This window comes from Sphaerotilus sulfidivorans, assembly GCF_013426975.1.
GTDB classification, from domain to species: domain Bacteria; phylum Pseudomonadota; class Gammaproteobacteria; order Burkholderiales; family Burkholderiaceae_C; genus Sphaerotilus; species Sphaerotilus sulfidivorans.
This window is the reverse complement of sequence record NZ_JACCPY010000011.1, coordinates 1-23,090: the sequence shown is the minus strand read 5'-3', so window position 1 is coordinate 23,090 and position 23,090 is coordinate 1. Positions and strand designations below refer to the sequence as shown.

General features: G+C 71.8%; 20 protein-coding genes and 1 pseudogene. 12 read left to right on the top strand and 9 right to left on the bottom strand.

The window, feature by feature from the left end:
• Nucleotides 1–57 precede the first annotated feature (57 nt).
• Together HZU84_RS08900 and HZU84_RS08895 are read right to left on the bottom strand one after the other, a co-directional pair.
• Nucleotides 58–1,383, bottom strand: a complete 1,326-nt coding sequence (locus HZU84_RS08900; RefSeq protein WP_149505693.1) for a PhnD/SsuA/transferrin family substrate-binding protein — start codon at nucleotides 1,381–1,383, stop codon at nucleotides 58–60.
• Complete coding sequence (locus tag HZU84_RS08895) at nucleotides 1,380–4,139, bottom strand: SpoIIE family protein phosphatase (protein ID WP_149505694.1); 2,760 nt, start codon at nucleotides 4,137–4,139, stop codon at nucleotides 1,380–1,382. The genes HZU84_RS08900 and HZU84_RS08895 overlap by 4 nt, the downstream gene beginning before the upstream one ends.
• 254 nt (nucleotides 4,140–4,393) lie before the next feature.
• On the opposite strand from HZU84_RS08895, the gene HZU84_RS08890 reads away from it, so the two are divergent.
• A complete protein-coding gene (locus HZU84_RS08890) occupies nucleotides 4,394–5,203 on the top strand; it encodes a pseudouridine synthase (RefSeq protein ID WP_244954571.1) in 810 nt (269 codons plus the stop codon).
• On the opposite strand, the gene HZU84_RS08885 is transcribed toward HZU84_RS08890, so the two are convergent.
• From HZU84_RS08885 to HZU84_RS08870, 4 genes are all read right to left on the bottom strand, one after another.
• Nucleotides 5,190–6,107, bottom strand: a complete 918-nt coding sequence (locus HZU84_RS08885; protein ID WP_149505695.1) for a sugar phosphate isomerase/epimerase family protein — start codon at nucleotides 6,105–6,107, stop codon at nucleotides 5,190–5,192. The two genes, HZU84_RS08890 and HZU84_RS08885, sit on opposite strands and share 14 nt — an antisense overlap.
• An 11-nt stretch (nucleotides 6,108–6,118) precedes the next feature.
• Nucleotides 6,119–7,138, bottom strand: a complete 1,020-nt coding sequence (locus tag HZU84_RS08880; protein ID WP_149505696.1) for a Gfo/Idh/MocA family protein — start codon at nucleotides 7,136–7,138, stop codon at nucleotides 6,119–6,121.
• A gap of 124 nt (nucleotides 7,139–7,262) precedes the next feature.
• Nucleotides 7,263–8,438 carry a Gfo/Idh/MocA family protein gene (locus HZU84_RS08875; RefSeq protein ID WP_149505697.1) on the bottom strand — a complete coding sequence of 392 codons (1,176 nt, stop codon included), beginning with the start codon at nucleotides 8,436–8,438 and terminating at the stop codon, nucleotides 7,263–7,265.
• A 22-nt stretch (nucleotides 8,439–8,460) separates the two neighbouring features.
• Nucleotides 8,461–9,390 (bottom strand): TIM barrel protein, encoded by a 930-nt coding sequence (locus HZU84_RS08870; protein WP_149505698.1) that lies wholly within the window; start codon nucleotides 9,388–9,390, stop codon nucleotides 8,461–8,463.
• A 154-nt stretch (nucleotides 9,391–9,544) separates the two neighbouring features.
• Between HZU84_RS08870 and HZU84_RS08865 the strand changes: the two genes are divergently transcribed.
• Nucleotides 9,545–10,600, top strand: a complete 1,056-nt coding sequence (locus tag HZU84_RS08865; protein WP_149505699.1) for a LacI family DNA-binding transcriptional regulator — start codon at nucleotides 9,545–9,547, stop codon at nucleotides 10,598–10,600.
• Nucleotides 10,601–10,711: 111 nt separating this feature from the next.
• Nucleotides 10,712–11,605, top strand: a complete 894-nt coding sequence (locus HZU84_RS08860) for a MurR/RpiR family transcriptional regulator (RefSeq protein WP_149505700.1) — start codon at nucleotides 10,712–10,714, stop codon at nucleotides 11,603–11,605.
• Here the strand turns inward: HZU84_RS08860 and HZU84_RS08855 are convergent.
• The gene (locus tag HZU84_RS08855) at nucleotides 11,554–12,717 is read right to left on the bottom strand and encodes a LacI family DNA-binding transcriptional regulator (protein WP_244954572.1); all 1,164 of its coding nucleotides are present in this window, start codon (nucleotides 12,715–12,717) and stop codon (nucleotides 11,554–11,556) included. The two genes, HZU84_RS08860 and HZU84_RS08855, sit on opposite strands and share 52 nt — an antisense overlap.
• Nucleotides 12,718–12,742: 25 nt before the next feature.
• Nucleotides 12,743–13,582, bottom strand: a complete 840-nt coding sequence (locus HZU84_RS08850; protein WP_149505702.1) for a TIM barrel protein — start codon at nucleotides 13,580–13,582, stop codon at nucleotides 12,743–12,745.
• A gap of 266 nt (nucleotides 13,583–13,848) precedes the next feature.
• Here HZU84_RS08850 and iolG point away from each other — a divergent pair, with 266 nt between their 5' ends.
• From iolG to HZU84_RS08825, 5 genes are all read left to right on the top strand, one after another.
• Nucleotides 13,849–14,844, top strand: coding sequence for an inositol 2-dehydrogenase (gene iolG, locus HZU84_RS08845; RefSeq protein WP_149505703.1), 996 nt, complete (start codon nucleotides 13,849–13,851; stop codon nucleotides 14,842–14,844).
• A 31-nt stretch (nucleotides 14,845–14,875) separates the two neighbouring features.
• Entirely contained in the window at nucleotides 14,876–15,916 is a 1,041-nt protein-coding gene (locus HZU84_RS08840; protein WP_149505704.1) for a Gfo/Idh/MocA family oxidoreductase, read from the top strand.
• Nucleotides 15,917–16,007: 91 nt separating this feature from the next.
• Nucleotides 16,008–17,048 carry a Bug family tripartite tricarboxylate transporter substrate binding protein gene (locus HZU84_RS08835; protein ID WP_149505705.1) on the top strand — a complete coding sequence of 347 codons (1,041 nt, stop codon included), beginning with the start codon at nucleotides 16,008–16,010 and terminating at the stop codon, nucleotides 17,046–17,048.
• Nucleotides 17,049–17,093: 45 nt separating this feature from the next.
• On the top strand, nucleotides 17,094–17,879 hold the full coding sequence (locus HZU84_RS08830) for an SDR family oxidoreductase (RefSeq protein WP_149505706.1): 786 nt from the start codon (nucleotides 17,094–17,096) through the stop codon (nucleotides 17,877–17,879).
• 30 nt (nucleotides 17,880–17,909) lie between these two features.
• Nucleotides 17,910–19,364: an FAD-binding oxidoreductase gene (locus tag HZU84_RS08825; RefSeq protein ID WP_149505707.1), complete on the top strand. Its 1,455-nt coding sequence runs from the start codon at nucleotides 17,910–17,912 to the stop codon at nucleotides 19,362–19,364.
• Here HZU84_RS08825 and HZU84_RS08820 read toward each other — a convergent pair.
• Nucleotides 19,337–20,200 carry an SDR family oxidoreductase gene (locus HZU84_RS08820; RefSeq protein ID WP_149505708.1) on the bottom strand — a complete coding sequence of 288 codons (864 nt, stop codon included), beginning with the start codon at nucleotides 20,198–20,200 and terminating at the stop codon, nucleotides 19,337–19,339. The two genes, HZU84_RS08825 and HZU84_RS08820, sit on opposite strands and share 28 nt — an antisense overlap.
• A gap of 100 nt (nucleotides 20,201–20,300) precedes the next feature.
• Between HZU84_RS08820 and HZU84_RS08815 the strand changes: the two genes are divergently transcribed.
• The 4 genes and pseudogenes from HZU84_RS08815 to HZU84_RS08800 all read left to right on the top strand — a co-directional run.
• Complete coding sequence (locus HZU84_RS08815) at nucleotides 20,301–20,693, top strand: winged helix-turn-helix transcriptional regulator (protein WP_149505763.1); 393 nt, start codon at nucleotides 20,301–20,303, stop codon at nucleotides 20,691–20,693.
• Between the two features lie 13 nt (nucleotides 20,694–20,706).
• Entirely contained in the window at nucleotides 20,707–21,204 is a 498-nt protein-coding gene (locus tag HZU84_RS08810) for a MarR family winged helix-turn-helix transcriptional regulator (RefSeq protein WP_149505709.1), read from the top strand.
• 99 nt (nucleotides 21,205–21,303) lie between these two features.
• Complete coding sequence (locus HZU84_RS08805) at nucleotides 21,304–22,332, top strand: aromatic ring-hydroxylating oxygenase subunit alpha (protein ID WP_149505764.1); 1,029 nt, start codon at nucleotides 21,304–21,306, stop codon at nucleotides 22,330–22,332.
• A gap of 631 nt (nucleotides 22,333–22,963) precedes the next feature.
• Nucleotides 22,964–23,090, top strand: a pseudogene (locus HZU84_RS08800) (heme o synthase); the annotation flags it as partial.

Here is a 23,090-nt window from a genome sequence, read left to right as displayed (position 1 = left end):
GTTGGGCTGACAGAGAATGCATGCGCCTTCATATGGCATTCCGACCGCGGCCACCTTTCAGCCCGCGTAGCGCCGGTACAGCATCAGCAGCATCTCCACCTCCTCGGGCGCCGGCACGTCCCAGCCGTTCATGCCGAGGTCCTGCAGCGCCTGGCGGCCCTTGTCGTGCTGCGCCAGGCCGGTCAGGGCCTCGCGCAGCGGCTGCACCAACGCCTGGCAGGACGGGTGCAGCAGCAGCAGGTGCGAGGCCACGCGCGTCTCGCTGCGCTCGAGCACCCGGGTGCCGGCGCGCGCCAGCGCCGACAGCCGCTCGTGGCCGCGGCTCGACATGAACAGCAGCTCGGCCTGACCCGACAGCAGCATCTTCAGCGCGGCGATCTCGCTGCCGGCGAAGCGGCGCGGCAGGCCGGCGGAGTCCAGCCCGCACTCGTCGCAGAAGAAGCGTCCAAGCACGAAGACGAAGCTGCGCTCCAGCGCGGTCACCACCTGCGCGCCGGCGAAGTCGGTCAGCGTGGCGCGGGCGTCGTCATGGCGCACGATCAGGCTGACCTCGTCGCAGTCGTCCTGCGGTCGCACCACCGGCAGGTAGCCGTGCTGCTGCATCAGCGCGCAGGCGTCGAAGGGCCGGGCGAAGACCAGCGCCGGTGCGTGGGCACGCGTGCGGCCGGCCGCGGCGCCGTCCTCGAAGTCCTCGACCGACAGCGACACCGTGCGCCCGAGCGTGCGCTGCAGCAGCGTGTTGAGGTAGTACCAGCCGGTGAGCTGCTGGCTGTTCTGCTGGCTGACGAGAAAGTCGAGCCGATCGCCCGGCGGGGGTGCCGCGGCCGCGAACATCGCTGGCAGCACGGAGGCCGGCACCGGCATGGGTGGTGCCGACGGCGCGCTCGCCACGGCCGGCGAGACCGGCGAAGGGGCTCCGGGCGTCGCCGGCACGGCCGCGCCCGGGCGCACGATGCGGCGCATCTGCGGCGGGCCGGCCGGCCGGGCGGCGACCGGACGCACGCCCGGCGGCATCACGCCCGCGGCCGGCGCGCTGGCCGAGGCCACCGCCGCCGCGCCTTCCGGCCCGGCGAAGTAGCGCATCAGCCCGGTCATCTTGAACAGCATGCTCAGCGTGCGGTTCAGGCCGCGCGCCTCCAGCCGCAGGCCCTGGCCACGCCAGTGCTCGAGCAGGCGCAGCAGCTGCGCCAGGCCCATCGAGTTGATGCGCGCCACCGCGGCGAAATCCATCACCACCTGCGGATCGGCCGGCGGCTGGCGATGCAGCGGCTCGAAGGCGGTCGCTGCGCTCACGTCGATCTCGCCGCTCAGGCGCAGCAGCGTGGTGCGGGTGGCCTCGTCGCGTGTCGCGTCGATGTGCAGCGTCGTCGGGGAATCGGTCATGCGGTGCTGGAGCCCGGCAGCTCGCCAAGCTCGTGGTGGTACAGGAACTGGAAGCCGGCGTCGCGCTCGGGGTCGGGCAGCTGCTGCAGCGACCACAGCAGCGTGATCTGGGTGAGACGCTGCGGCTGAACCCGGACCTGCATGTAGTCGCTCATGCGCCACATCAGGTAGAGGCCGGCGCCGCCGATGCCGGCCTCCAGCCCCTGCTGGCCGGCGTTCAGGGCCAGCCGGCGCAGGAAGATCGACGGGGTGAAGGTGCCCCAGCGGTCGCTCATCGACAGACCCAGGCGGCCGCCGTCGCGGCGCAGCTGCAGCCGCAGGCCCTCCTGAGGCTGCACCTCGCGCACCTCGCCCTTGTGGTGCAGCTTGCCGCCGGTGGCATCGACCGGCGCACCGTACAGGCCGTTCTCGATCAGCTCGTCGCTCATCAGCACGACGATGTCGCGCAGGCCCTCGGGCAGGTCCGGCTGGGTGTCGAGCCAGTCGGCCAGGCCGGCCATCGCGCGGGCCTTGTCGCTGCTGTGCGCGAAGGTCCAGACCGCCTCGTCGACAGGCGCGGCGATCCAGCGCGCCAGGTCGTCGACGCCGTCGAGATGGTGCTGGTCGAGCAGCGCCTGCCAGCCCAGCTCGCGCAGGAAGGGCTGGTCGTCGGGCAGCACGCGGCGGATGCCGGCCTCGCACAGCGCCGGCAGCATCGGCAGCAGCGCGCCCGAGGCATGGGTGGCGACGACGCGCTGGCGCGCCACCGGCGCCGGCAGGCCGCCGGCCTCGACCACCGCCGCCGCCTCGACCTGCAGCAGATCGCGCGCCGCGGCCAGCCGTCCGGGCAGGGCGGGCGCGCCCTCGACCCGGGCCATGTGGGTCACGCACATCGCGGTGACATCGTCGTCGAAGCCCTCGCGGCCGGCATGCGCGGCCAGCGCGCCGAACACCCGGTCGAGCAGCGTGTCGGCGGCCGCGGCGGCATGGTCGTAGAGCAGGTTCTCCAGCCCCTCGTGGCCGAAGGCGCGGCGCTGGCCGTCCTCCTGCTCGACCAGGCCGTCGGTGTAGAGGAAGAGGCGGTCGCCGGGCTGGATGTCGAAGGCGATCGCGGCGTAGGCCGGCTCGCGCACCCGGCCCAGCGGCACACCCTCGACCTCGATCATGCCCCAGCCCTGCTCGGCATCGAGCCAGTAGTAGGGGAAGGCGTGACCGGCGTTGGCGATGCGCAGCCGCCCGGTGCGGGCATCGAGGCTGCAGCACAGCAGGGTCATGAACATGCTGTCGTGGCTGGAGGCCAGCAGCGCCTCGTTCAGGTGCTCGAGCATCGCCGCCGGGTCGGTCTCGCCCTGGCTGGCGAGCTGGTGCACCGCCATCTTTGCGGCGCTGACCAGCGTGCCCGAGGCCACGCCGTGGCCGCTGACATCGCCGATCAGGAAGATCGCATGGCGGCCGTCGACCGCGTAGTGGTCGTAGTAGTCGCCGCCGACCTCGGTCGAGGTGGTCAGCCGCGCCAGGCCCTGCAGGCCAGGCAGCGCGATCTCGGGCGGCGGCAGCATCGCGCGCTGCAGCACCGCCGCATGCGCGACCTCCTGGCGCAGGCGGCTGCCCAGCGCCTCGGTGCGCTCGAGCGCCTGCTGCAGCGCCTGCTCGGCCTGCTTGCGCTGGGTGATGTCGACGCCGGTGGCCAGGTGCAGCAGCGTGCGGCCGCTGGCCGGGTCGCGCAGCTCGGCGTTCGACCACTCGACCGTCAGCAGGCGGCCGTCGCGGGTGCGCAGCGGCGTCTCGGTGCGGCCTGCGGCGGCGCCGCCCAGGAAGAGCTTCTCCATCGCCGGATCGGCCGCTGCCTCCGGCGGCAGGAAGGTCGACAGGAAGTCGCGGCCATGCACCTCGGCCTCGGCATGGCCGGTGACCTTCTGGCTGTGCTGGTTGAACAGCGCGATGCGCCCGGCGCTGTCCAGGCCGATGATCAGCGCCTGCGAGGTGTCGACCACCCGGTCGCTGAACTGCTGCTGGCGCACCAGCCGCTCGGTGGCGCGGCGCACCCGGTTGACCAGCGGGCGGTAGATCAGCGCGGCCTCCAGCAGCAGGGCCAGCAGCGTCACGCCATAGACGATGCGCTCATAGAGAATGGCGCGGGCCACCTCGGCCTCGCTCTCCTTCTCGTACTGCTGCACCGCCTGGTTGAGCGTGGCCAGCAGCGGTCCGGAGGCGGCGGCGGTGATCGCACGCAGCTCGGGCGGCACCGCGCCGGGCTGCTCATCGACGCGGCGCATCAGCGCGCGCAGCTGCTCGACATAGTCGCGCACCTGGCGGTCGAGGTGCTGCGGCTCGCCGAAATAGAGCGTGTTCATCGTCGCCGATATCGTCGCCGGCAGGCCCAGCGCGGTGCTGCCGCGGGTCAGGCCCTCATGCGAACTCAGCAGCAGGCCGGTCACCCGGTCGAGCTCGGTGCGCAGCACGCGCCGCTCGGCCTCGTCGCGGCTGGCCACCAGCCGGGTGGCGAACAGCGCCGCACGCTGCGACAGCATGCGCTGGCGGCCGCTGATGTTGACGATGGTCGCCGCGCTGCTGTTGATGCTCAGCACATCGTGCAGGATCAGGAAGTTGGCGGTGGCCAGGATCGCGATCAGCAGCAGGCCGGTGATCGAGCGCAGCCAGATGCCGCGGGTGAGCTGCGCGACATTGCGGTCGGCGATCGCGGTGGCCGCGGCATCGGGTGCGGTGGCGCCGCGGTCGGGCGGAGCGGAGGCGGCGTCGGAGGGTAGGGCGGCCATGGACAGGTCGTTGCGGCGGGAATCGGACCGACCGCATGGCCGGCGAAGCGTCGAGCTGCGGGTCGCGTGCTCGATCCCTGTGCAGCAACGGCCATGCCAGCAGCTTTCCTTCGTGCACGCCGCCCCGAATTCGTGATTGATTTCACAAATCAAGAGCGCGATCCTGGTGCGATGCCTCAAAGGGCGTCACGAGCACCGCCCTGGTGCGTGGCGGGAGCCGGCCTGGTACCGCTCGGGTGCGCGATGATCGGCGCATGAACGACGACCCGACGACCGATGCGCCGCCGATGCCGCTGTCTCTGCCGGTGCTCTGGCAGGACGAGCACCTGATCGCCATCCACAAGCCGGCGGGCTGGCTGGTGCACCGCACCGGGCTGGACGCCGGCGAGACCCGCTTCGTGGTGCAGACGCTGCGCGACCAGCTCGGCGGCGCGCATGTGCATCCGGTGCACCGCCTCGACAAGGGCACCTGCGGCGTGCTGCTGCTGGCGCGGCACCCGGAGGCCGCGCGTCGGCTGGGGCAGGCCTTCATGGCCACCGGCGAGGTGCGCAAGCGCTATCTGGCGCTGGTGCGCGGCTGGGCGCCCGCCGAGGCCTGGGTCGACCATGCGCTGCGCCCGGACGACGCGCCGCCCGACGCGCCGGCCCAGCCCGCGCAGACCCGGCTGCGCCGGCTGGCCAGCTTCGAGCGCCTGGAGTCGAGCGACGGGCGATTTCCCACGACGCGGGTGTCGCTGGTCGAGGCCGAGCCGCTGACCGGCCGGCGCCACCAGATCCGCCGCCACCTGAAGCATCTGGCGCACCCGATCATCGGCGACGCCACCCACGGCAAGGGTCCGCTGAACCGCTGGTGGGCCGAGCGCCTGGGCCGGCAGCGCCTGTGGCTGCACGCACAGGCGCTGGAGCTGACGCATCCCTTCACGCAGGAGCTGCTGCAGCTGCACAGCGGGCTGGGCTGGAACGCGCAGCCGGGCACCTTCGCGGTGAACGCCGACGCACCGGCCGACACCTTCGGCGATCTGTCCGGCTGGTGCCGGCTGCCGGCACCGCTCAGCGCGCGCTGAAGTGCCGCTGCACCAGCTGCTCGATCCCCTGCCGCATCATCTGGCTCGATGCCTTCGCGCGGTCTTCCCATGCAAAGACGCAGGCCGAGACCAGACCGTCGAAACCGATGTCGGCCATCGCCTTGAACAGGCCGTCGAAGTCGACCTCGCCCTGGCCGATGTCCAGATGCTGGTGCACCCGCACCTGGCTCGAGCCCGGCGGGTTGACGATGTAGCGCAGCTGGCTGCTCTGGGTGTGGTCGAAGGTGTCGGCCACCCGCACATGCGCCAGCAGGTCGCCCGCCTCGCGCACCATCGCGCCGATGTCGCGGCCGTAGTAGAAGGTGTGCGGCGCGATGAAGCTGAGCTTCAACGCCTTCGAGCCGATGTTGCGCACGATGTCGCAAGCGGGCTGGTACTGCTCGATCCAGTCCTCCGGGTGCGGCTCGACGCTGAGGGTCACGCCCTCGCGCTCCAGGAGGGGCAGCAGCTCGTCCATCGAGCGGAACCAGGCGGCCTCGCAGGCCTCCTTGGTGTTGAGGTAGGTGGCCAGGCCGTTGCGCTCGGCCACCGTGCGGTCGGGCGAGGCGCCGCGGCCGAACTCGCTGACCATGAGGCGGCAGTCCATCTCGACGGCCACTTCGATGGCCTTCTTCCAGCAGCGCACCGCCCACTGGCGCTCGTCCTCGAAGGGGCTGGCCCAGCGGTACATCGGCTGCAGCGAGGCCAGGCCCACGCCCGCCGAGCGCATCGCGGCCTTGAACTCGCTCATGCGCGGCTTCGTCGCGCGCGGCATCACCCACCAGTCGAGAAAGTCGCTGCGCGGCGACAGCTCGATCTGGTCGTAGCCGAGCTCGGCCACCGCCGCCGGCAGCTCGGCCAGCGTCAGGTGGCGGATCATGTAGGGGTCGAGGGCGATCTTCATGGTGGACACCCTCAGCCCTGGCGCGCGTAGAAGGCCGGGCGCTCGGGCAGCGCGATCGGCAGGATCTGCTTGGTCTTGCGGGCCTCGATGCAGGCCTCGGCGGTGACGCTGGCGACATAGCCGTCCCAGGCATCGGGGCCGTTGACTTCACCACGCACGGTGGCCTCGATCCAGTCCTGCAGCTCGACGTCGTAGCTGTCGATGAAGCGCAGCTTCCAGTCCATCAGGATGCCGGAGCCCTGGCGCGCGTTCGAGCGCAGCGGCACGCTCATCGGCTCGGGCAGGCTGGCCACGCCGGTCTCGCCGACGACATGGCACTGAATGTCGTAGCCGAAGCGGCAGGCGACATAGATCTCGGTGTCGATGCGGATGCCCTGGCGGGTCTCCAGCAGCACGGTGATCGGGTCGTGCAGGCCGGCGTGGGCGTTGCGGGTCTTGCGGCCCTCGATGACCTGCACCGAGACGTAGTCGTCGTTCAGCAGCCAGCGGAAGACGTCGATCTCGTGGATGAAGGTGTCGGTGATGCTCATGTCGCCGACATACATCTCCGGCACCGCCGGGTTGCGGTGGGCGGCGTGCACCAGCAGCGCGTCGCCGACGGTACCGGCGTCCAGCGTGGCCTTCAGCGCGCGGTAGCCGGCGTCATAGCGGCGCATGAAGCCGACCTGCACCAGCTTCTTCCCGGCCTGGACCTCGGCGTCGACGATGCGGCGCGCGCCCTCGGCGGTGACGGCCAGCGGCTTCTCGCAGAAGACCGGCTTGCCCGCCTTGATGCAGGCCAGCACCTGCTCCTCGTGCGCCGGGCCCCAGGAGGCCACGACCAGCGCATCCACGTCCGGCGCGTCGATGACGGCCTGATGGCTGTCGAGCACGCGGGCCTGGATGCCCGACATCTCCGAGAACTGCGTCGCCGCAGCGAGGTTGATGTCGTTGATGGCGACGACCTGGGCGCCAGCCAGCTTGAAGTGCAGCCGACGGGCGTGTTCCTGGCCGATGCCGCCGCAGCCGATGATGCCGATACGCAGGGTCATGATGTCTCCTTGGGGGTTCGCGGGGGTCGCGTAGGGGGTGAACAGCGGGCTCAAGCATCGCCAGAATGGAAATGGATTTCCATTCCAGCGTGGACCAGATCTGGTCACCCCGGCCGCGTGCGCCTCATTCGTGCCAGCGCACCCAGACCCCGCCCTGGTCGGCCGACTGCACGCAGCGCTCCACCCAGCGCACGCCGTGCACGCCGGCGTGCACGTCCGGATAGCGCAGCCCGGCCAAGCGTGCAGTGTCGCCCCGGTCGGTGGCGTCCATCGCCAGCGCAAAGCGGCGGTAGAGGTTGCTCCAGGCCTCGAACAGGCCCTCGGGGTGGCCGCCGCCGATACGATCCTCGGCCCGCGCGGCCGTGTCCAGGTAGCCCATGCCGCGCTCGAGAATGCGCACCGGCTCGCCCTGCACCTCCAGCCGCAGCTGGTTGGGCTGCTCGTCCCACCACTCCAGGCTGGCGCGGCTGCCGATGACGCGGATCTTCTGCCCGTGCATCGAGCCGGCGTTGACCGCGCACGACCAGACATAGCCGACCGCGCCGCTGGTGTACTTCATGATCGTGAAGGCGTTGTCCTCCAGCGGCGCACGGCCGGGAACGAAGCTCTGGCGCGAGCACAGCAGCTCGTCGATCTCCAGCTCGGGCAGCATCACCTCCGAAAGGTAGAGGGGGTGCGTGCCGACGTCGCCCAGCACATAGCTGGGGCCCGCCATCTTCGGATCGACCCGCCAGCGGGCGGCAGCACTGTCGCGCTCGGCCGGCGCGCAGTGGAAGCCGTGGGCGAACTGCATCTGCACGATGCGGATCTCGCCCAGCTCGCCGGCGGCGATGCGCGCGCGCGCCTCCTCGATCAGCTGGTGGCCGGCGTAGCCGTAGGTCACGCCCAGCACCCGCCGGCGCGCCTGGGCCAGCGCCTGCAGCTCCAGCGCCTCGGCGGTGGTGAAGCACAGCGGCTTCTCGCACACCACATGCAGGCCGGCCTCCAGCGCGGCCTTGCAGATCTCGAAGTGCGTGCCGTTCGGCGTGGCGATCGAGACAGCCTGCAGACCGTCGGGGCGGCGTGTCTCGACCTCGAACATCGAGCGGTAGCTCTCATAGCAGCGCTCGGGGGCCACGCCCAGGCGCTGGCCGAAGTCGCGGCCCGCCGCCGGGTCGATGTCGAAGGCGCCGGCCACCAGCCGGAAATGGCCATCGCGCAGCGCCGCCGAGCGGTGGATGTAGCCGATCTGGCTGCCGCGGCCGCCGCCGACCATGCCCCAGCGCAGCGGGGCGGCGAGTTCCAGTTCACCGTGGATCATGGGTGTCTCCTTGGGGGGCGGCTCACTGGAAGCCGATCGAGCGCAGGTGCTCGCGGCTCAGGCGCACGTCGCGCAGGCTGGTGTCGGCATGGCGTGGATCGCGCTCCTGCTCGACGGTGATGTAGCCCTGGTAGCCGATGTCCTGGAGCGTGGCGCGGATGCGGCCATAGTCGAGCGCGCCCTGGCCGATCGGGCACATCACGCCGCGCGCGCAGGCCTCGAAGAAGGGCACCGGCGCTCCGGAGAGCACCTCGCGGTGACGCGCCGCGTCGACGTCCTTGAAATGCACGTAATCCAGCCGGTGGGCGAACTCGCGCAGCCACGCCGCCGGGTCCATGCCCGAGTAGTGCAGGTGACCGGTGTCCAGGCACAGGCCCGCGGTGGCGTCGGGAATGTCGGCAGCGATGCGGCGGATCTCGTCGGCGAACTCGATATGGCCGCCCGCATGCGGATGGATGACGCTGCGGATGCCGTGGCGCTCGCGCGCCAGGTCGGCGATCTGGCGGATGTGGTCGACCATGCGCGCCCAGTCGGCGTCCGACAGGCGCGGCGCGGCGTCCGAGCGGCCGGCGGCCAGATCGCGCTCGCGGTGGCCCCAGTCGATGATGACCAGATAGGGCGTGGCCTGGCGCTGGCCCGGCAGCGGCTCGGGCGAGGGCAGCGCCTTGAGCAGCGCGCCGATCTCGTCGGCCTGGCGCAGCAGCGCCGGCAGGTTGGCGGGCGAGACCAGGTCGTCGAAGATCGTTCCCGCCACCAGGCTCAGGCCGCGGCGGTCCAGTTCGGCGCCGAGCACGCCGGCGTCAAGCGGCATGTAGCCGTAGGGGCCGAGTTCCAGGCCGGCGTAGCCGGCCTCGCGCGCCTCGTCGAGCACCCGGCTCCAGGGCGGCAGATGCGGATTCTTCGGGTCGTCGACGCCCCAGCTGCAGGGGGCGCCGGTGATCTTCATGGTCATGGCCAGTCTTTCTCGGCAGGAGGGCAAGGGGCCGGACAGCCAGGTGGCCGGCAGCGAACAGGGCTCATCCTGCCTTCGGAAATCAATTTCCATTCATTGGTCGACATGAAAACTGTCATAGACTTTCATCACCTGATGAAAGGATGAGAGCTTCATGTCAGGGTTGACCCCGGGGCGCCGGATCACGCTGGAGGCGGTGGCCCGCGCGGCCGGCGTCAGCCTGTCGACCGTCGACCGGCTGCTCAATGCGCGTGCACCGGTGCGCTCCGACACCGCGGAGCGGGTGCGCGAGGCTGCGGAGCGGCTGGGATTCCGTGCCAGCGGCGTCATCGAGCAGCGCACCCGGGGCCAGCGACCTCGCCGCACGCTGGGCTTCCTGCTGCTGTTTCCGGGCTCGAGCTTCTACCGTGCGCTCGGCCGCGAGCTGGAAGCCGCCGTCGAGGCCGAGCCCTCGATCCGCGGCCAGGCCCGCATCGAGTACATGGAGGACCTGTCGGCCGAATCGGTCGCGGCACGGATGCTCGCGCTGGGCGCCGGGGTCGATGCGCTGGCGGTGGTCGCTGCCGATCATCCCCGGATCGGCGAGGCGGTCGAGCAGCTGCACGAGCGCGGCGTGCCGGTGTTCGCGCTGCTCAGCGACCTGAGCACGCCGCTGCGCGCCGGCTTTGCCGGACCGGACTCGCGACGCATCGGCCGCAGTGCGGCCTGGTTCATCACCCGGCTGGCGCGCGAGCCCGGCCGTGTCGCCATCTTCGTGGGAACCCACCGCTTCCAGTGCCAGGAACTGGCGGAGATGAGCTTCCGATCCTTCGTGCGCGAGCATGCGCCGCGCTTCGAGGTGCTCGAGCCGATGATGACGCTCGACAGCCCGGCGCTGGCCGCCGAAGGCATGCACGCGCTGCTGCGGCGTCATCCTGACCTGCGCGGCTTCTATGTCGATGGCGGTGGCATCGAGGGCGTGCTGGCGGCGCTGCGCGAGGCGCGCCGCGATGATCCGGATCTGGTGCTGCCGGTCGGGGTCGCTCACGATCTGACGGCACAGACGCGTGCCGGCCTGATGGGCGGCGAGCTGCAGGCGGTGCTGTCGATCCCGCGGCCGCTGCTGGCGTCCCGTCTGGTGCGTCGCATGGCGGAAGCGACCGAGGGCATCGGTGCCACCCCCACCTCCCTCGTGGTTCCGATCGAGACCTGGACGCCGGAGAGCCTCTGAAAAGGAAACCCGTTTCCACCGAAACCACCAAGGGAAACCATTGTTCTTTTTCCCCGCCAGATTGAGGACGATGCAGCATCGATGCACTCCGACGAAGAAAGTCCAGCGACCATGACCGCCGCCCCGATGCCGCCGCCGACCGATGTGGCCGCCTTCCTTCACCGCATCACCACGGAATACGAGCAGCTCAGCCGCCAGCTCAAGCTGATCGCGCGCCATGTCGAGGCGCACCGCGATCACCTGGGGCTGGAGGGCATCCAAGACGTGGCGGCGCAGTGCGGGGTGCAGCCCTCGGCGGTGGTGCGCTTCGCCAAGCACTTCGGCTTCAGCGGCTTCACCGAGATGCAGCGGCTCTTCCGCCAGGGCCTGTCAGAGCAGATCGCGCCGAGCCGCAACTACAGCCGCCGGCTGCGCGACGTCATCGAGTCCGGCTCGGGCAGCCTGAGCGAGGCGGAGATCGCGCACGAGTTCCTGCGCGGCAGCATCGCCGGCATGCAGGAGCTGCAGCAGTCGCTCGACGAGGAGGCCTTCTCGCGCGCGATCGACCTGATGGTGCAGGCCGACGCGATCTGGATCGCGGGCTCGCGGCGCTCCTTCCCCGCGGCGGTCTACCTCGACTACGCGCTGCAGCACACCGACAAGCGCATCGGCCTGGTCACCGCACTGGGCAGCATGCACGAGGGCCAGATGCGCTCGGTGCGCCCGGGCGACGTGATGATCGCGATCTCCTACGCGCCCTACGCCGAAGAGACGATGCAGGTGGCGCAGCAGGCGGTCGAGCGCGGCGCGCAGCTGATCGCCATCACCGACAGCCGCATGAGCCCGCTGGCGCGCGAGGCGGCCGCGACGCTGCTGGTGCAGGACAGCGCGACCTTCGGCTTCCGCTCGCTGACCGCGACGATGGGCCTGGCGCAGAGCCTGTTCGTCGCGCTGGCCTTCCGGCTGGAGCTGTCCTACCGGCCGACGACGCTCGCGGCACGCGGCGGCACCGATCCGCTGGCCTGAAGCCGCTCGACCGGCGCCTTCAGCGGCGCATCCAGGTAGGAGCCCTCGCCGGGCAGATTCTCCGGGCCGAACAGGCGGAACTCGTTGGGCGCACCGGGCCCGGTCTGCTCGACATGGCCGGTGGCGTGCAGCAGATGGTGCAGGCTGGCGGCGACCTGGCCGTCCGGGTCCTGATCGATCACCAGATCCATCAGCCCCAGGCGCAGCAGCGGACGGTGCTCGTCGCTGAGCTCGTGGCCGATCCAGACCGGGCGCTCCGGTGGGGTCAGCTGACGCAGCACCCTCGCCAGCCCGTCGGAGCCGGCGCCGCTGTGATAGAGCCCGACCAGCGGCACGCCGTCGCGGCGCGCGTCCTGCAGCGCCGCCTCCAGCGCGATGCGCGCCAGCGCGGGATCGTCGCCGCACTCCACCGGCGCCAGCGCCTGCAGCTGCGGCTGGCGCTCGGCCAGCGCCTGCTGGCAGCCGCGCACCCGCTCGGCATGGGCGCGGAAATCCAGCCGGTGGGTCAGGATCAGCACCCGCCCGGGCAGGCGCCGCGCCAGCCGGGCCAGGAAATGCCCGGCGGTGCGCCCGGCCGAGACATTGTCGATGCCGGCATAGCGCACGCCCTCGAGCGCGCCGATGCCGCTCATCAGCGCCACCACCGGCACGCCGCGCGCGAGCTGCTGCTGCAGCGCCGCGCGCACCGCCGGGCTGTCGCGCAGCGCCACGATCAGGCCGTCGCGCCGGTGCGCGCTGCCGGCCAGCAGCTCCAGCACCCGGCGCTCGTCGTCGCCGTCGACGATGTGGCGGTGGATCAGGATGCGCGGGTCGAGCATCTGCTGGATGCGCTGCAGCGCCAGGTCCAGCCGGTGCGCATAGGGCGTGGTGCTGCGCGCCATCACCACGTCGAAGCGGGTCAGGCCGTGGCGCGGATCGGGCAGCACCCGCGGCACGCCGAGCTGGCGCGCCGCGGCGATCACCCGCGCGCGGGTCTCGGGCGAGACGCTGCCGCGCTCGTTGAGCACCCGGTTGACGGTGGTTTCGCTGACGCCGGCGACGGCGGCGATCTCGACGAAGCGCGCGCTGCGCTTGCGCCGCGGCGCCGCCGGGGCGGGAGAAGGAATGGACACGCTCATCCCGCCTTCATGCCACGGCTCAGGCCGAGGTGGCAAGCGAGGCGACGCCGTCGCGCAGGTGCGCCATGCTGGCGGCCAGCTGGGCCTCGATGTCGGTGGCGGCGGCGACCGACTCGGCGAAGGGCTCGAAGGAGACGAAGCCGGTGTAGCCCAGGTCGAGCAGGCGGCGCAGCTGCGGCAGGTTGCCCAGGCGGTCGTCCTGGCCGACCAGCACGCGGTGGCCGTCGCGCATCTGGTTCACGCCCAGGCCCGCGTCCTCGACACCCGACACATGCACCAGGCCGGTGTACTCGGGATAGAAGGCGTCCTCGCCGGCCAGGTGGTGGTGGAAGGTGTCGTGCACCAGCAGGAAGGTGCCGTCGTGGCCGACTTCCTCGATCGCGCGCACCGCCACCGACTTGTGGCGCAGCGAGCATTCCTCGAAGCCCAGAGGCTCGACCAGGCCGACCAGGCCGTGCGCCTGCAGGATCGGGCGCAGGCCGCGCAGCGCGGCGACCAGATCGGCGTGGCGCTCCTCGGTGCTGCGGCGGTCTTCCAGGCTGTTGAGCGGGCACATCACCAGCGCCTCGGCGCCGCAGGCCTGGGCGTAGCGGGCCAGCTCGGTGGCCTGCGCGGCGCGCTCGGCGTTGAAGACGTCGAAGGGGTAGAGCGCGTTGATCGAGCGGATCGTCAGGCCGTGCGCCTGGGCGATCGCACCGACATCGCTGGCGGGCATGCCGTCGCGCAGCTCCACGCCGGGCAGGTCGTTGCGGATCTCGATGGCGCTCACGCCCAGGCGGCGCGACATCGCGGCGAACTCGGCAAAGCCCAGACGCGGGGCGCTGATGCGGTTGATGGCGAAGTGGATCGGGGTGCTCATGGACAGTCTCCTTGCGTTGGGGGCGGATCGGACTCTAGAAGCCGCAATCCCCCTGCGGGCCGCCTGCATTGACCTGAAATGGTCATTGAAGGGTCATCGGCGACACGAAACACTTTTCCAATGGAAAACACCAATGAAAATTCATTTTCATTGCCGAGGGTTCGCCGCTATAGTCACCCGCAACGCACGCGGTCCCGAGCCATCAGCCACGGCGACCCGCCTTGCCCCAGCCCGTTCCGCCCTGTTCCGCCCCCGGAGATCCATCCATGAAGAACGTCGCCGTCTTCGGCGCCGGCCGCATCGGCCGCATCCACGCCGGCAACCTCGCCCGTCTGCCCGGCGTCAGCCTCAAGTACGTCTGCGACCCGTTCGGCGACAGCGCCGCGCAGCTCGCGCAGCAGCTCGGCGCGCAGGTCGCCACGATGGACGACGCGCTGCTCGATCCCTCGATCGATGCGGTCGTCATCGGCTCGCCCACCAGCACCCATTCCGACCTGATCACCCGCGCGGCCGCCGCCGGCAAGCACATCTTCTGCGAGAAGCCGGTCGACCTGTCGGTGCCGCGTGCGGTCGAGTGCGGCGAGAAGGTGCGCGCCGCCGGCGTGGCCTGCATGATCGGCTTCCAGCGCCGCTTCGACCCGACCTTCAACGAGGTGCGCCGCCGCATCGACGCCGGCGAGATCGGCAACCCCGAGATGCTGGTCATCACCAGCCGCGACCCCGGTGCGCCGCCGGTCGAATACATCAAGGGCTCGGGCGGCATCTTCCGCGACATGCTGATCCACGACTTCGACGTGTTCCGCTGGATTCTCTGTGGCGACGGCGACGAGGCCGCGTGGCTGAGCGCCACCGGCTCGGTGCTGACCGATCCGGCCGTGGGCGAGGCCGGCGACTTCGACTCGACCGCCGTGACGATCCGCACGAAGCAGGGGCGTCTGTGCCAGATCAACACCACCCGCCGCGCCGCCTACGGCTACGACCAGCGCTTCGAGGTGCTGGGGTCCGACGGCATGCTGCAGGCCGGCAACCACGCGCCCAGCGAAGTGCGCCAGTGGGACGCCAGCGGCATCCGGGCCGACAAGCCGGAAGCCTTCTTCCTGCAGCGCTACGCCGCCGCCTACCGCCTGGAGATCGAGCATTTCTTCGAGTGCCTGCAGACGGGCGCCGCCTTCCGCACCACGGTGCATGACGGCGTGAAGGCGCAGATCCTGGCCGACGCCGCCGCCGAGAGCGCCGCCAGCGGCCAGCCGGTCAAGCTCTGATCCCCAAGGCCGCACCCCGGAAAGCACACCGATGAGCCCCCCCGCATCCGCAGCCAAGCTGCGCGTCGGCATCGCCGGCCTGGGCCGGCTGGGCCGCCGCCACGCCGAGGCGCTGGCCTTCTCGACCCGCCATGTCGAGCTGGTCGCGGCCTGCAGCCCGGTCGCCGCCGAGCTGGAGCTGGCCGCCGCCGAGTTCGGCATCGCGCCCGAGCACCTGCACGCCGACTTCGCGGCCTTCGTCGACGACCCCGCCATCGACGCGGTGGTGCTGGTCACGCCGACCTCGCTGCACGCCGACCAGAGCATCGCCGCCTTGCGCGCCGGCAAGCATGTCTTCGTCGAGAAGCCGCTGGCCCTGAACGTCGAGGACTGCGAGCGGGTGCTGGCGGTCGCGGCCGAGCATCCGCAGCAGGTCGCGATGGTCGGCTTCGTGCGCCGCTTCGACCCCAGCTACCGCCGCGCCGCCGAGGACATCGAGGCGGGCCGCATCGGCCGGCCCTTCCTGGTGCGCTCGCAGACCTGCGACCGCAACGATCCGCAGGGCTTCTTCGTGCGCTTCGCGCCGACCTCGGGCGGCATCTTCATGGACTGCAGCGTCCACGACATCGACCTGGCGCGCTGGATGCTGGGCCGGCCGAAGGCGCTGCGGGCCTTCGCCAGCGGCACCATCGCGCTGCACCCGGGTCTGGCCGACTGCGGCGACGTCGACAACGGCCTGGCCATCGTCGAGTTCGAGGGCGGCGCGCGCGCCGTCTTCTACGCCAGCCGCACGCTGCCGCACGGCCACGAGACCACCACCGAGGTGATCGGCACCGAGGGCACGCTGCAGGTCGGCTTCGGCGCGGCGCGCGACCGCATCGAGCGCCGCAGCGCCGCGGGCGTGCACCACGAGGTGCTGCCCGACTTCTTCGAGCGCTTCCGCGAGGCCTTCGCGCTGGAGATGGTCGACTTCGTGGCCGCCTGCCGCGGAGAAAGGGCACTGACGCTGACGCTGTCGGACGCGCTGGAGGCCACCCGCATCGGCCTGGCGATCACCCGCTCGCTGCGCAGCGGCCTGCCGGAGGCGGTCTGAAGACAGGAAAGACGGCAGCGTCCCCCGGACGGTCGATCTGATACTTCCGGGTTCCAGCTAGCATCGACAGCCCCATCTGCCGGAGCTGTCCGTGCGCCGTCGTGCCTGTCTGAGTGGCTGTCTGAAACTGCATGCGCTGTCGCTGCTGTCGCCCCTGGCGACGATGGCGGTGCATGCGCAGCCCCAGGGCGGCGAAGCGGTCTGGCCGGAGCGCGAGCCGCTGCGCTTGGTGGTGCCCTTTCCGGTCGGCGGCACCAGCGACCGCATCGGCCGGCGCGCGGCCGATCTGCTCGGCCGCGAGATCGGCCAGCGCATCCTGGTCGACAACATCGGCGGCGGAGGTGGCAGTGTCGGCGTGGCGCAGGCCCTGCGCCAGCCGGCCGACGGCTACACCCTGATCCTCGGCGGCATCGGCCAGAACGCGATCGCGCATGCCTTGCCTGCGCCACCGGGCTACGACTCGCGCCGGGACCTGATCGCGCTGGGACTGCTGCATGTCGGTGCCAATGTGCTGCTGGTGCGGGCCGACTCGCCGCTGCGCCGGCTCGAGGACCTGATCGCCGAGGCGCGCCGTCGGCCCGACCCGATCCAGTACGCCTACACCCCCGCCTCGTCCGGCCACATGGCGATGGAGCTGCTGCGCCGCGAGGCGGCCCGCTGCCCGATGACCCAGCCCGGATGCAGCGCGCTGCCGCTGGCCGGCCAGCCCTACCGGGGCGGCGGACGGCTGCTGCAGGATCTGATCGATGGCCGGGTCGCCCTGCTGTTCGTCAATCTCGACAGCGCGCTGGCCGATCTGCGCGCCGGCAGGGTGCGCGCGCTGGCGGTCAGCAGCGCACGGCGCCACCCGCTGCTGCCCGAAGTGTCGACGCTGGCCGAGAGCGGCCTGCCCGGCTTCGAGGTGCTGAGCTGGTCCGGCCTGATGGTGGCGCGCGGCACGCCGGCGCCGGTGGTCGAGCGGCTGGAGGCGGCGCTGCGCCGGGTGATGGCCTCGACCGAGATGCAGCGTGCGATGCAGGCCGATGGCCTGACCCTGCCGCCGGCCGGCGCCGAAGCCCATGCGCAGCTGCTGGCCCGGGAGATCACCCGCTGGCAGCGGCTGGTGCATGACGGCGGCATCATGTCGGACTGAGCACGACCAGAGACCCGCACGGCGCATCGACGCCCACACAACACCATGGACTACGGCATTTCCGGGCGCACCGCGCTCGTTCTCGGCGCAGGCGGCGGCCTGGGCTCGGCGGTCTGCGAGGCGCTGGCGCGCGAGGGCGTGCGCATCGTCGCCGCCGGGCGCAGCGCCGGCCCGCTGCAGGCCACGCTCGCGCGGCTGCAGGCGATCGGCGCCACCGCCACCGCGCGCGTCTGGGATCTCGGCGATCTGGACGCGGTGCCCGGCCATCTGGCCGCGATCGAGGCCGAAGCCGGCACGATCGACATCCTGTTCAACAACACCGGCGGGCCGCCACCGACGCCGGCGAGCCATTTCGACGCCGCGCAGCTCGAGGCGCAGTTCCGTGCGATGGTGGCCTCGGTGATGGCGATCAGCGCCGGCGTGTTGCCGGGCATGCGCGCGCGCGGCTGGGGCCGCATCATCACCAGCACCTCGTCCGGCACGGTGGCGCCGATCCCGAATCTGGCGCTGTCGAACGCGCTGCGCATGGCGCTGGTGGGCTGGTCGAAGACGCTGGCGCGCGAGGTCGCCGCCGAGGGCGTGACGGTCAACATCGTCATTCCCGGGCGCATCGCCACGCCGCGGCTGACGGTGCTCGATGGCGCGAAGGCGCAGCGCGAGGGCCGCACGCTGGCCGAGGTCGAGGCGGCCAGCCGCGCCACGATTCCGGCCGGACGCACCGGCACGCCGACCGAATTCGCCCACGCGGTGGCCTTCCTGGCCAGCGCCGGCGCGTCCTACATCACCGGCTCGCAGCTGCGGGTCGACGGCGGCCTGATCGCCAGCCACTGAAACCAATACAAACCGCACCCGACCGAGCCGATGAGCCAAGACGACTTCCTGCAGAGCCTGCGCGCCCTTGTCGGCGCCGCCCATGTGCTGGGCGGCGAGCAGGCCGCGCCCTTCCTGGTCGACTGGCGCGGCCATTTCCGCGGCGCCGCGCGGGCGGTGGTGCGCCCGGGCAGCACCGCCGAGGTGGCGGCGGTGGTGCGCTGCTGCGCCGCCGCCGGCGTGCCGATCGTGCCGCAGGGCGGCAACACCGGCCTGTGCGGCGGTGCCACGCCCGACACCAGCGGCCGCGCGATCGTGCTGCTGCTGACTCGGCTCGACCGCATCCGCGAGATCGACACCGACAACGACTCGATGACGGTCGAGGCCGGCTGCCTGCTGCAGACGGTGCAGCAGGCCGCGCAGGCGGCCGGGCGCCTCTTCCCCTTGAGCCTGGCGGCCGAGGGCAGCTGCACGGTGGGCGGCAATCTGGCGACCAATGCCGGCGGCACCCAGGTGCTGCGCTACGGCAACATGCGCGAGCTCTGCCTGGGCCTGGAGGTGGTCGACGCCGAGGGCGAGGTCTGGCACGGCCTGCGCGGGCTGCGCAAGGACAACACCGGCTACGACCTGCGCGATCTCTACATCGGCAGCGAGGGCACGCTGGGCATCATCACCGCGGCGACGCTGAAGCTGCATCCGCTGCCGGCGGCGCGCTGCACCGCGATGCTGGCGGTGCCGGACCTCGAGTCGGCGCTGGCCCTGCTGTCGCGCGCACGCACGGGCTTCGGCGCCGCGCTGACCGGCTTCGAGCTGATGTCGGCCGACTGCCTGGCCCTGGTCACCGCGACCTTCCGGCAGCAGCGCCTGCCCTTCGCCGGCGAGGGCGCGCAGGCGCCCTGGTTCGCGCTGCTGGAGATGTCGGACGCCGAGAGCGAGCAGCACGGCCGCGAGCGCTTCGAGACGGTGCTGGGCACGGCGCTGGAGGCGGGCGAGGCGCTGGACGCGGTCATCGCCGAGAGTCTGGCGCACGGGCGGGCGCTCTGGCACCTGCGCGAGAGCATCACGCTGGCGCAGGCCCAGGCCGGGCGCAGCCTGAAGCATGATGTGGCGCTGCCGATCTCGCGCATTCCGCAGTTCATGCGCGAGACCGGCGCGCGGCTGGCCGAGCACTTTGCGGGTCTGCGCGTCATGCCCTTCGGCCATCTGGGCGACGGCAATCTGCACTACAACCTGCTGAGCGGCCCCGGCTTCGACGCCGAGGCGCTGGCGGCCCGGCAGGACGAGATCTACGCCTGCGTGCATGACGCGGTGCATGCGCTGGGCGGCTCGGTCAGCGCCGAGCATGGCGTCGGCCAGCTCAAGGTCGCGGAGGTCGCGCGCTACAAGAGCGCTCACGAGCTGCGGCTGATGGCGCGCATCAAGGCCGCGCTCGACCCGCAGGGCCTGCTCAATCCCGGCAAGGTGCTGGCCCGACCCGATCAGGCCGACAGCGCGGCGGCAAGCTGAGCGGTCCAAAGCGTGGCCGGACGGCCGATCAGCGCCCGCAGCGCCGCATCGCTGCCGTCGAGCGCGCCGCGCGAGGCGCAGGCGTCCGAGTCGGCCAGCAGCTCGGCCAGCGGTCCCGGCAGGCCGGCGCCGGCCAGGATGCCCTGGTATTCGGCCGGCGGCAGGTCCTGATAGGGAATGCCGCGGCCGCTCAGGCGACTGAGTTCGGCGGCGAACTCGGCCAGCGTCCACGCGGGCGCACCGGCCAGCTCGTGCACCCGGCCGGCCTGCTCGGCCGCCGGGGCCAGCAGCACCGCGGCAGCGGCCGCCGCATAGTCGGCGCGCGCGGCCGAGGCGATGCGGCCCGCGCCGGCGCTGCCCAGCAGCACGCCATGCTGCAGCGCCGCCGGCACGCTGGCCAGGTAGTTCTCGGTGTACCAGCCGTTGCGCAGCACCACATGCGGCAGGCCGCTGGCGGCCAGCATCGCCTCGGTCTCGCGGTGCTCGCCGGCCAGGCCCAGCTCGGAGGTGTCTGCGCGCAGCACGCTGGTGTAGGCCAGCAGCGCCACGCCGGCGGCGCGGGCCGCGTCGATCACCGCGCGGTGCTGCGCGGCGCGGCGGCCCAGCTCGCTCGAGGAGATCAGCAGCACCTTCTCGGCGCCGGCGAAGGCGGTCTCCAGCGTCTCGGGCTGCTCGTAGTCGGCCTGGCGGACCTGCACGCCCAGCGCGGCCAGATCGGCGGCGCGTGCCGGCTGGCGCACCGCGGCGACCAGGGAAGCAGGCGAGGCGCCGCGCTCGAGCAGCGACTGGATGACGAGGCGGCCGAGCTGGCCAGTGGCGCCGGTGATGACGATCATGAGCTTCTCCAGAAACAGGGCAGGGGCATCGGGAATCGATGGACGCCATGCTGCCTTTCAGTCTAACTTTCCGTAAGTACATACGGAAAGGTAAGTGACGATGTCGACCAGCGACGAGCCGCTGCTGCGCGGCGACCTGTTTGCCGAGGCCTGCCCCTCTCGCGAGGTGCTGCGCCATGTGACCAGCCGCTGGGGCGTGCTGGTGCTGGTGGCGCTGCGCCGGGGCACGCACCGCTTCAGCGATCTGCGCCGCCTCATCGGCGGCGTCAGCGAGAAGATGCTGGCGCAGACGCTGCAGGCGCTGGAGGCCGACGCGATCGTGCTGCGCGTGGCGCATCCGGTGGTGCCGCCGCATGTCGAGTACAGCCTGACGCCGCTGGGCCGCGAGGTGGCCGAACGTGTGCAGGATCTCGCGGACTGGATCGAGGGCAGCATGCCCGCGATCGAGCAGGCCCGGCTGAAGTCGGGGATGCAGCCGATGAGGCTGGGCTAGAGTGTCGGCCGCCATGACGATCCCGACCTCCGATTTCCCTGCTGCCGGTCCTGCCGACGACATCGCGCTGACCGACCAGGCCGGCCATCTGATCCGCCGCGCGCATCAGCTCGCGGTGGCGCTGTTCCACGAGAACCTCGGCCGCGATGTCACGCCGGTGCAGTACGCGGTGCTGCGCGCGCTGGAGGCCCGGCCCGGCATCGACCAGGTGACGCTGGCGGCCGAGATCGCGCTCGACACCTCGACCACCGCCGAGACCGCGGTGCGCCTGGAGCGCAAGGGCTGGATCGTGCGCGAGCTGCTGGCGCGGCGCCAGCGTGCGCTCTATCTGACGCCCGAGGGCCAGACGCTGCTGGCCAGCCTGCGCGCGCCGATGGTGACGATGCAGGCAACGCTGATGCACATGCTCGAGCCCGGCGAGCAGCAGGAACTGATGCGGCTGCTGCGCAAGCTGCTGGCCAGCGCGGCACCGGTGCAGGAGCCGCTGCCGGAATTCCCATCGTCCGACTGAAGGCCGTCGGGGTAAACCACGATCGGTCCCGGGCCTGCGCTAGATCATCATTCAGCATACTGAATCACGGTGATCGACAAGGATCAGGAGCGACGCACGATGTTTCCGAAGAACGCCTGGTATGTGGCCGCCACGCCCGACGAGATCGAGGGCCGGCCGCTGGGACGCCGCATCTGCGGCGAGGCCCTGGTCTTCTGGCGCGAGGCCGACGGCCGGGTCGCGGCAGTCGAGGACTTCTGCCCGCACCGCGGCGCGCCGCTGTCCTTGGGCCGGGTCTGCGACGGCCGGCTGGTCTGCGGCTACCACGGCCTGGAGATGGGCGGCGACGGCCGCACGGTGGCGATGCCGGGCCAGCGGGTGCGCGGATTTCCCTGCCTGAAGCGCTTCGCGGTGCGCGAGCACGGCGGCTACATCTGGGTCTGGCCGGGCGAGGCCGCGCAGGCCGAGAACACGCCGCTGCCGCGCCTGCCCTGGGTCGACGAGCCCGGCTGGGCGCATGGCGGCGGGCTCTATCACATCGCCTGCGACTACCGGCTGATGATCGACAACCTGATGGACCTGACGCACGAGACCTATGTGCACGCCACCAGCATCGGCCAGCCCGAGATCGACGAGACACCGTGCAGCACCCGCACCGAGGGCGACCAGGTCGTCACCAGCCGCTTCATGAACGGCATCCAGGCGCCGCCGTTCTGGAAGATGGCGATGCGCGCCAACGGCCTGGACGACAGCGCGACGGTGGACCGCTGGCAGATCTGCCGCTTCCTGCCGCCGAGCCAGATCCTAATCGATGTCGGCGTGGCGCTGGCGGGCCAGGGCGGCTTCGACGCGCCGGCCGAGGCCAAGGCCTCCTCGGTGGTGACCGACTTCATCACGCCCGAGACCGAGATCAGCATCTGGTACTTCTGGGGCATGGCGCGGCGCTTCCGCAGCGAGGACGCCGAGCTGACCGCGTCCATCCGCGAAGGCCAGGGCCGCATCTTCGCCGAGGACCGCGAGATGCTCGAGCGCCAGCAGCTCAACCTGCAGCAGCATCCCGAGCGGCGCCTGCTGATGCTCAACATCGACGCCGGCGGCGTGCAGGCCCGGCGCGTGATCGAGCGCCTGGTTGCGGCGGAGCAGGCATGAGCAGCGCGGCGAACCTGCCGGCGCGTCGCTGGGTGCGCGTCGAGCGCCGCGAGCGCATCGCCCAGGACATCGTCGCGCTCGATCTGGTCGACGGCGAGGGCGGCGAGCTGCCCGCCTTCGAGGCGGGCGCGCACATCGAGCTCTTCCTGCCCGGCGGCATGATCCGGCCGTACTCGCTCTACGGCGACCCGCAGGACCGGGACCGCTACCGCATCGCGGTGCTGCGCGAGCCTGCGTCGCGCGGCGGCTCGCAGGCGGTGCACGAGCTGCTGCTGCCGTGGACGCGGCTGCAGATCGGCCCGCCCAAGGCGCGCTTCCCGCTGGACGTGCAGGCACCGAAGGTGCTGCTGCTGGCCGGCGGCATCGGGCTGACGCCGCTGCTGTCGATGGCCGCGGTGCTGGCGCGAGGGGCGCGGCCGTTCGCGCTGCACCTGGCCTGCCGCTCGGCGGCGCGGGTGCCTTTCGGCACCGGCCTGCGCGATCTGCCGGGCGCGGGCGACGCGGTCGTCCATCTGGACGACGGCGAGCCGGCGCAGCGCCTGGATCTGCCCGCGCTGCTGGCCGCCCAGCCGCCGGACACGGCGCTGCAGGTCTGCGGCCCGGCCGGCCTGATCGACGCGGCGCTGGCCGAGGCGCGCTGTTCATCGCCCGGGCCTGGAAACTCTGGCGCGGCTACAGCGAATTGCTGGCCCGCAAGACCTTCCGCTTCTCGATCTGGCATCTTTCGCTGCTGTTCGGCGCCTTGCTGATCGACCATT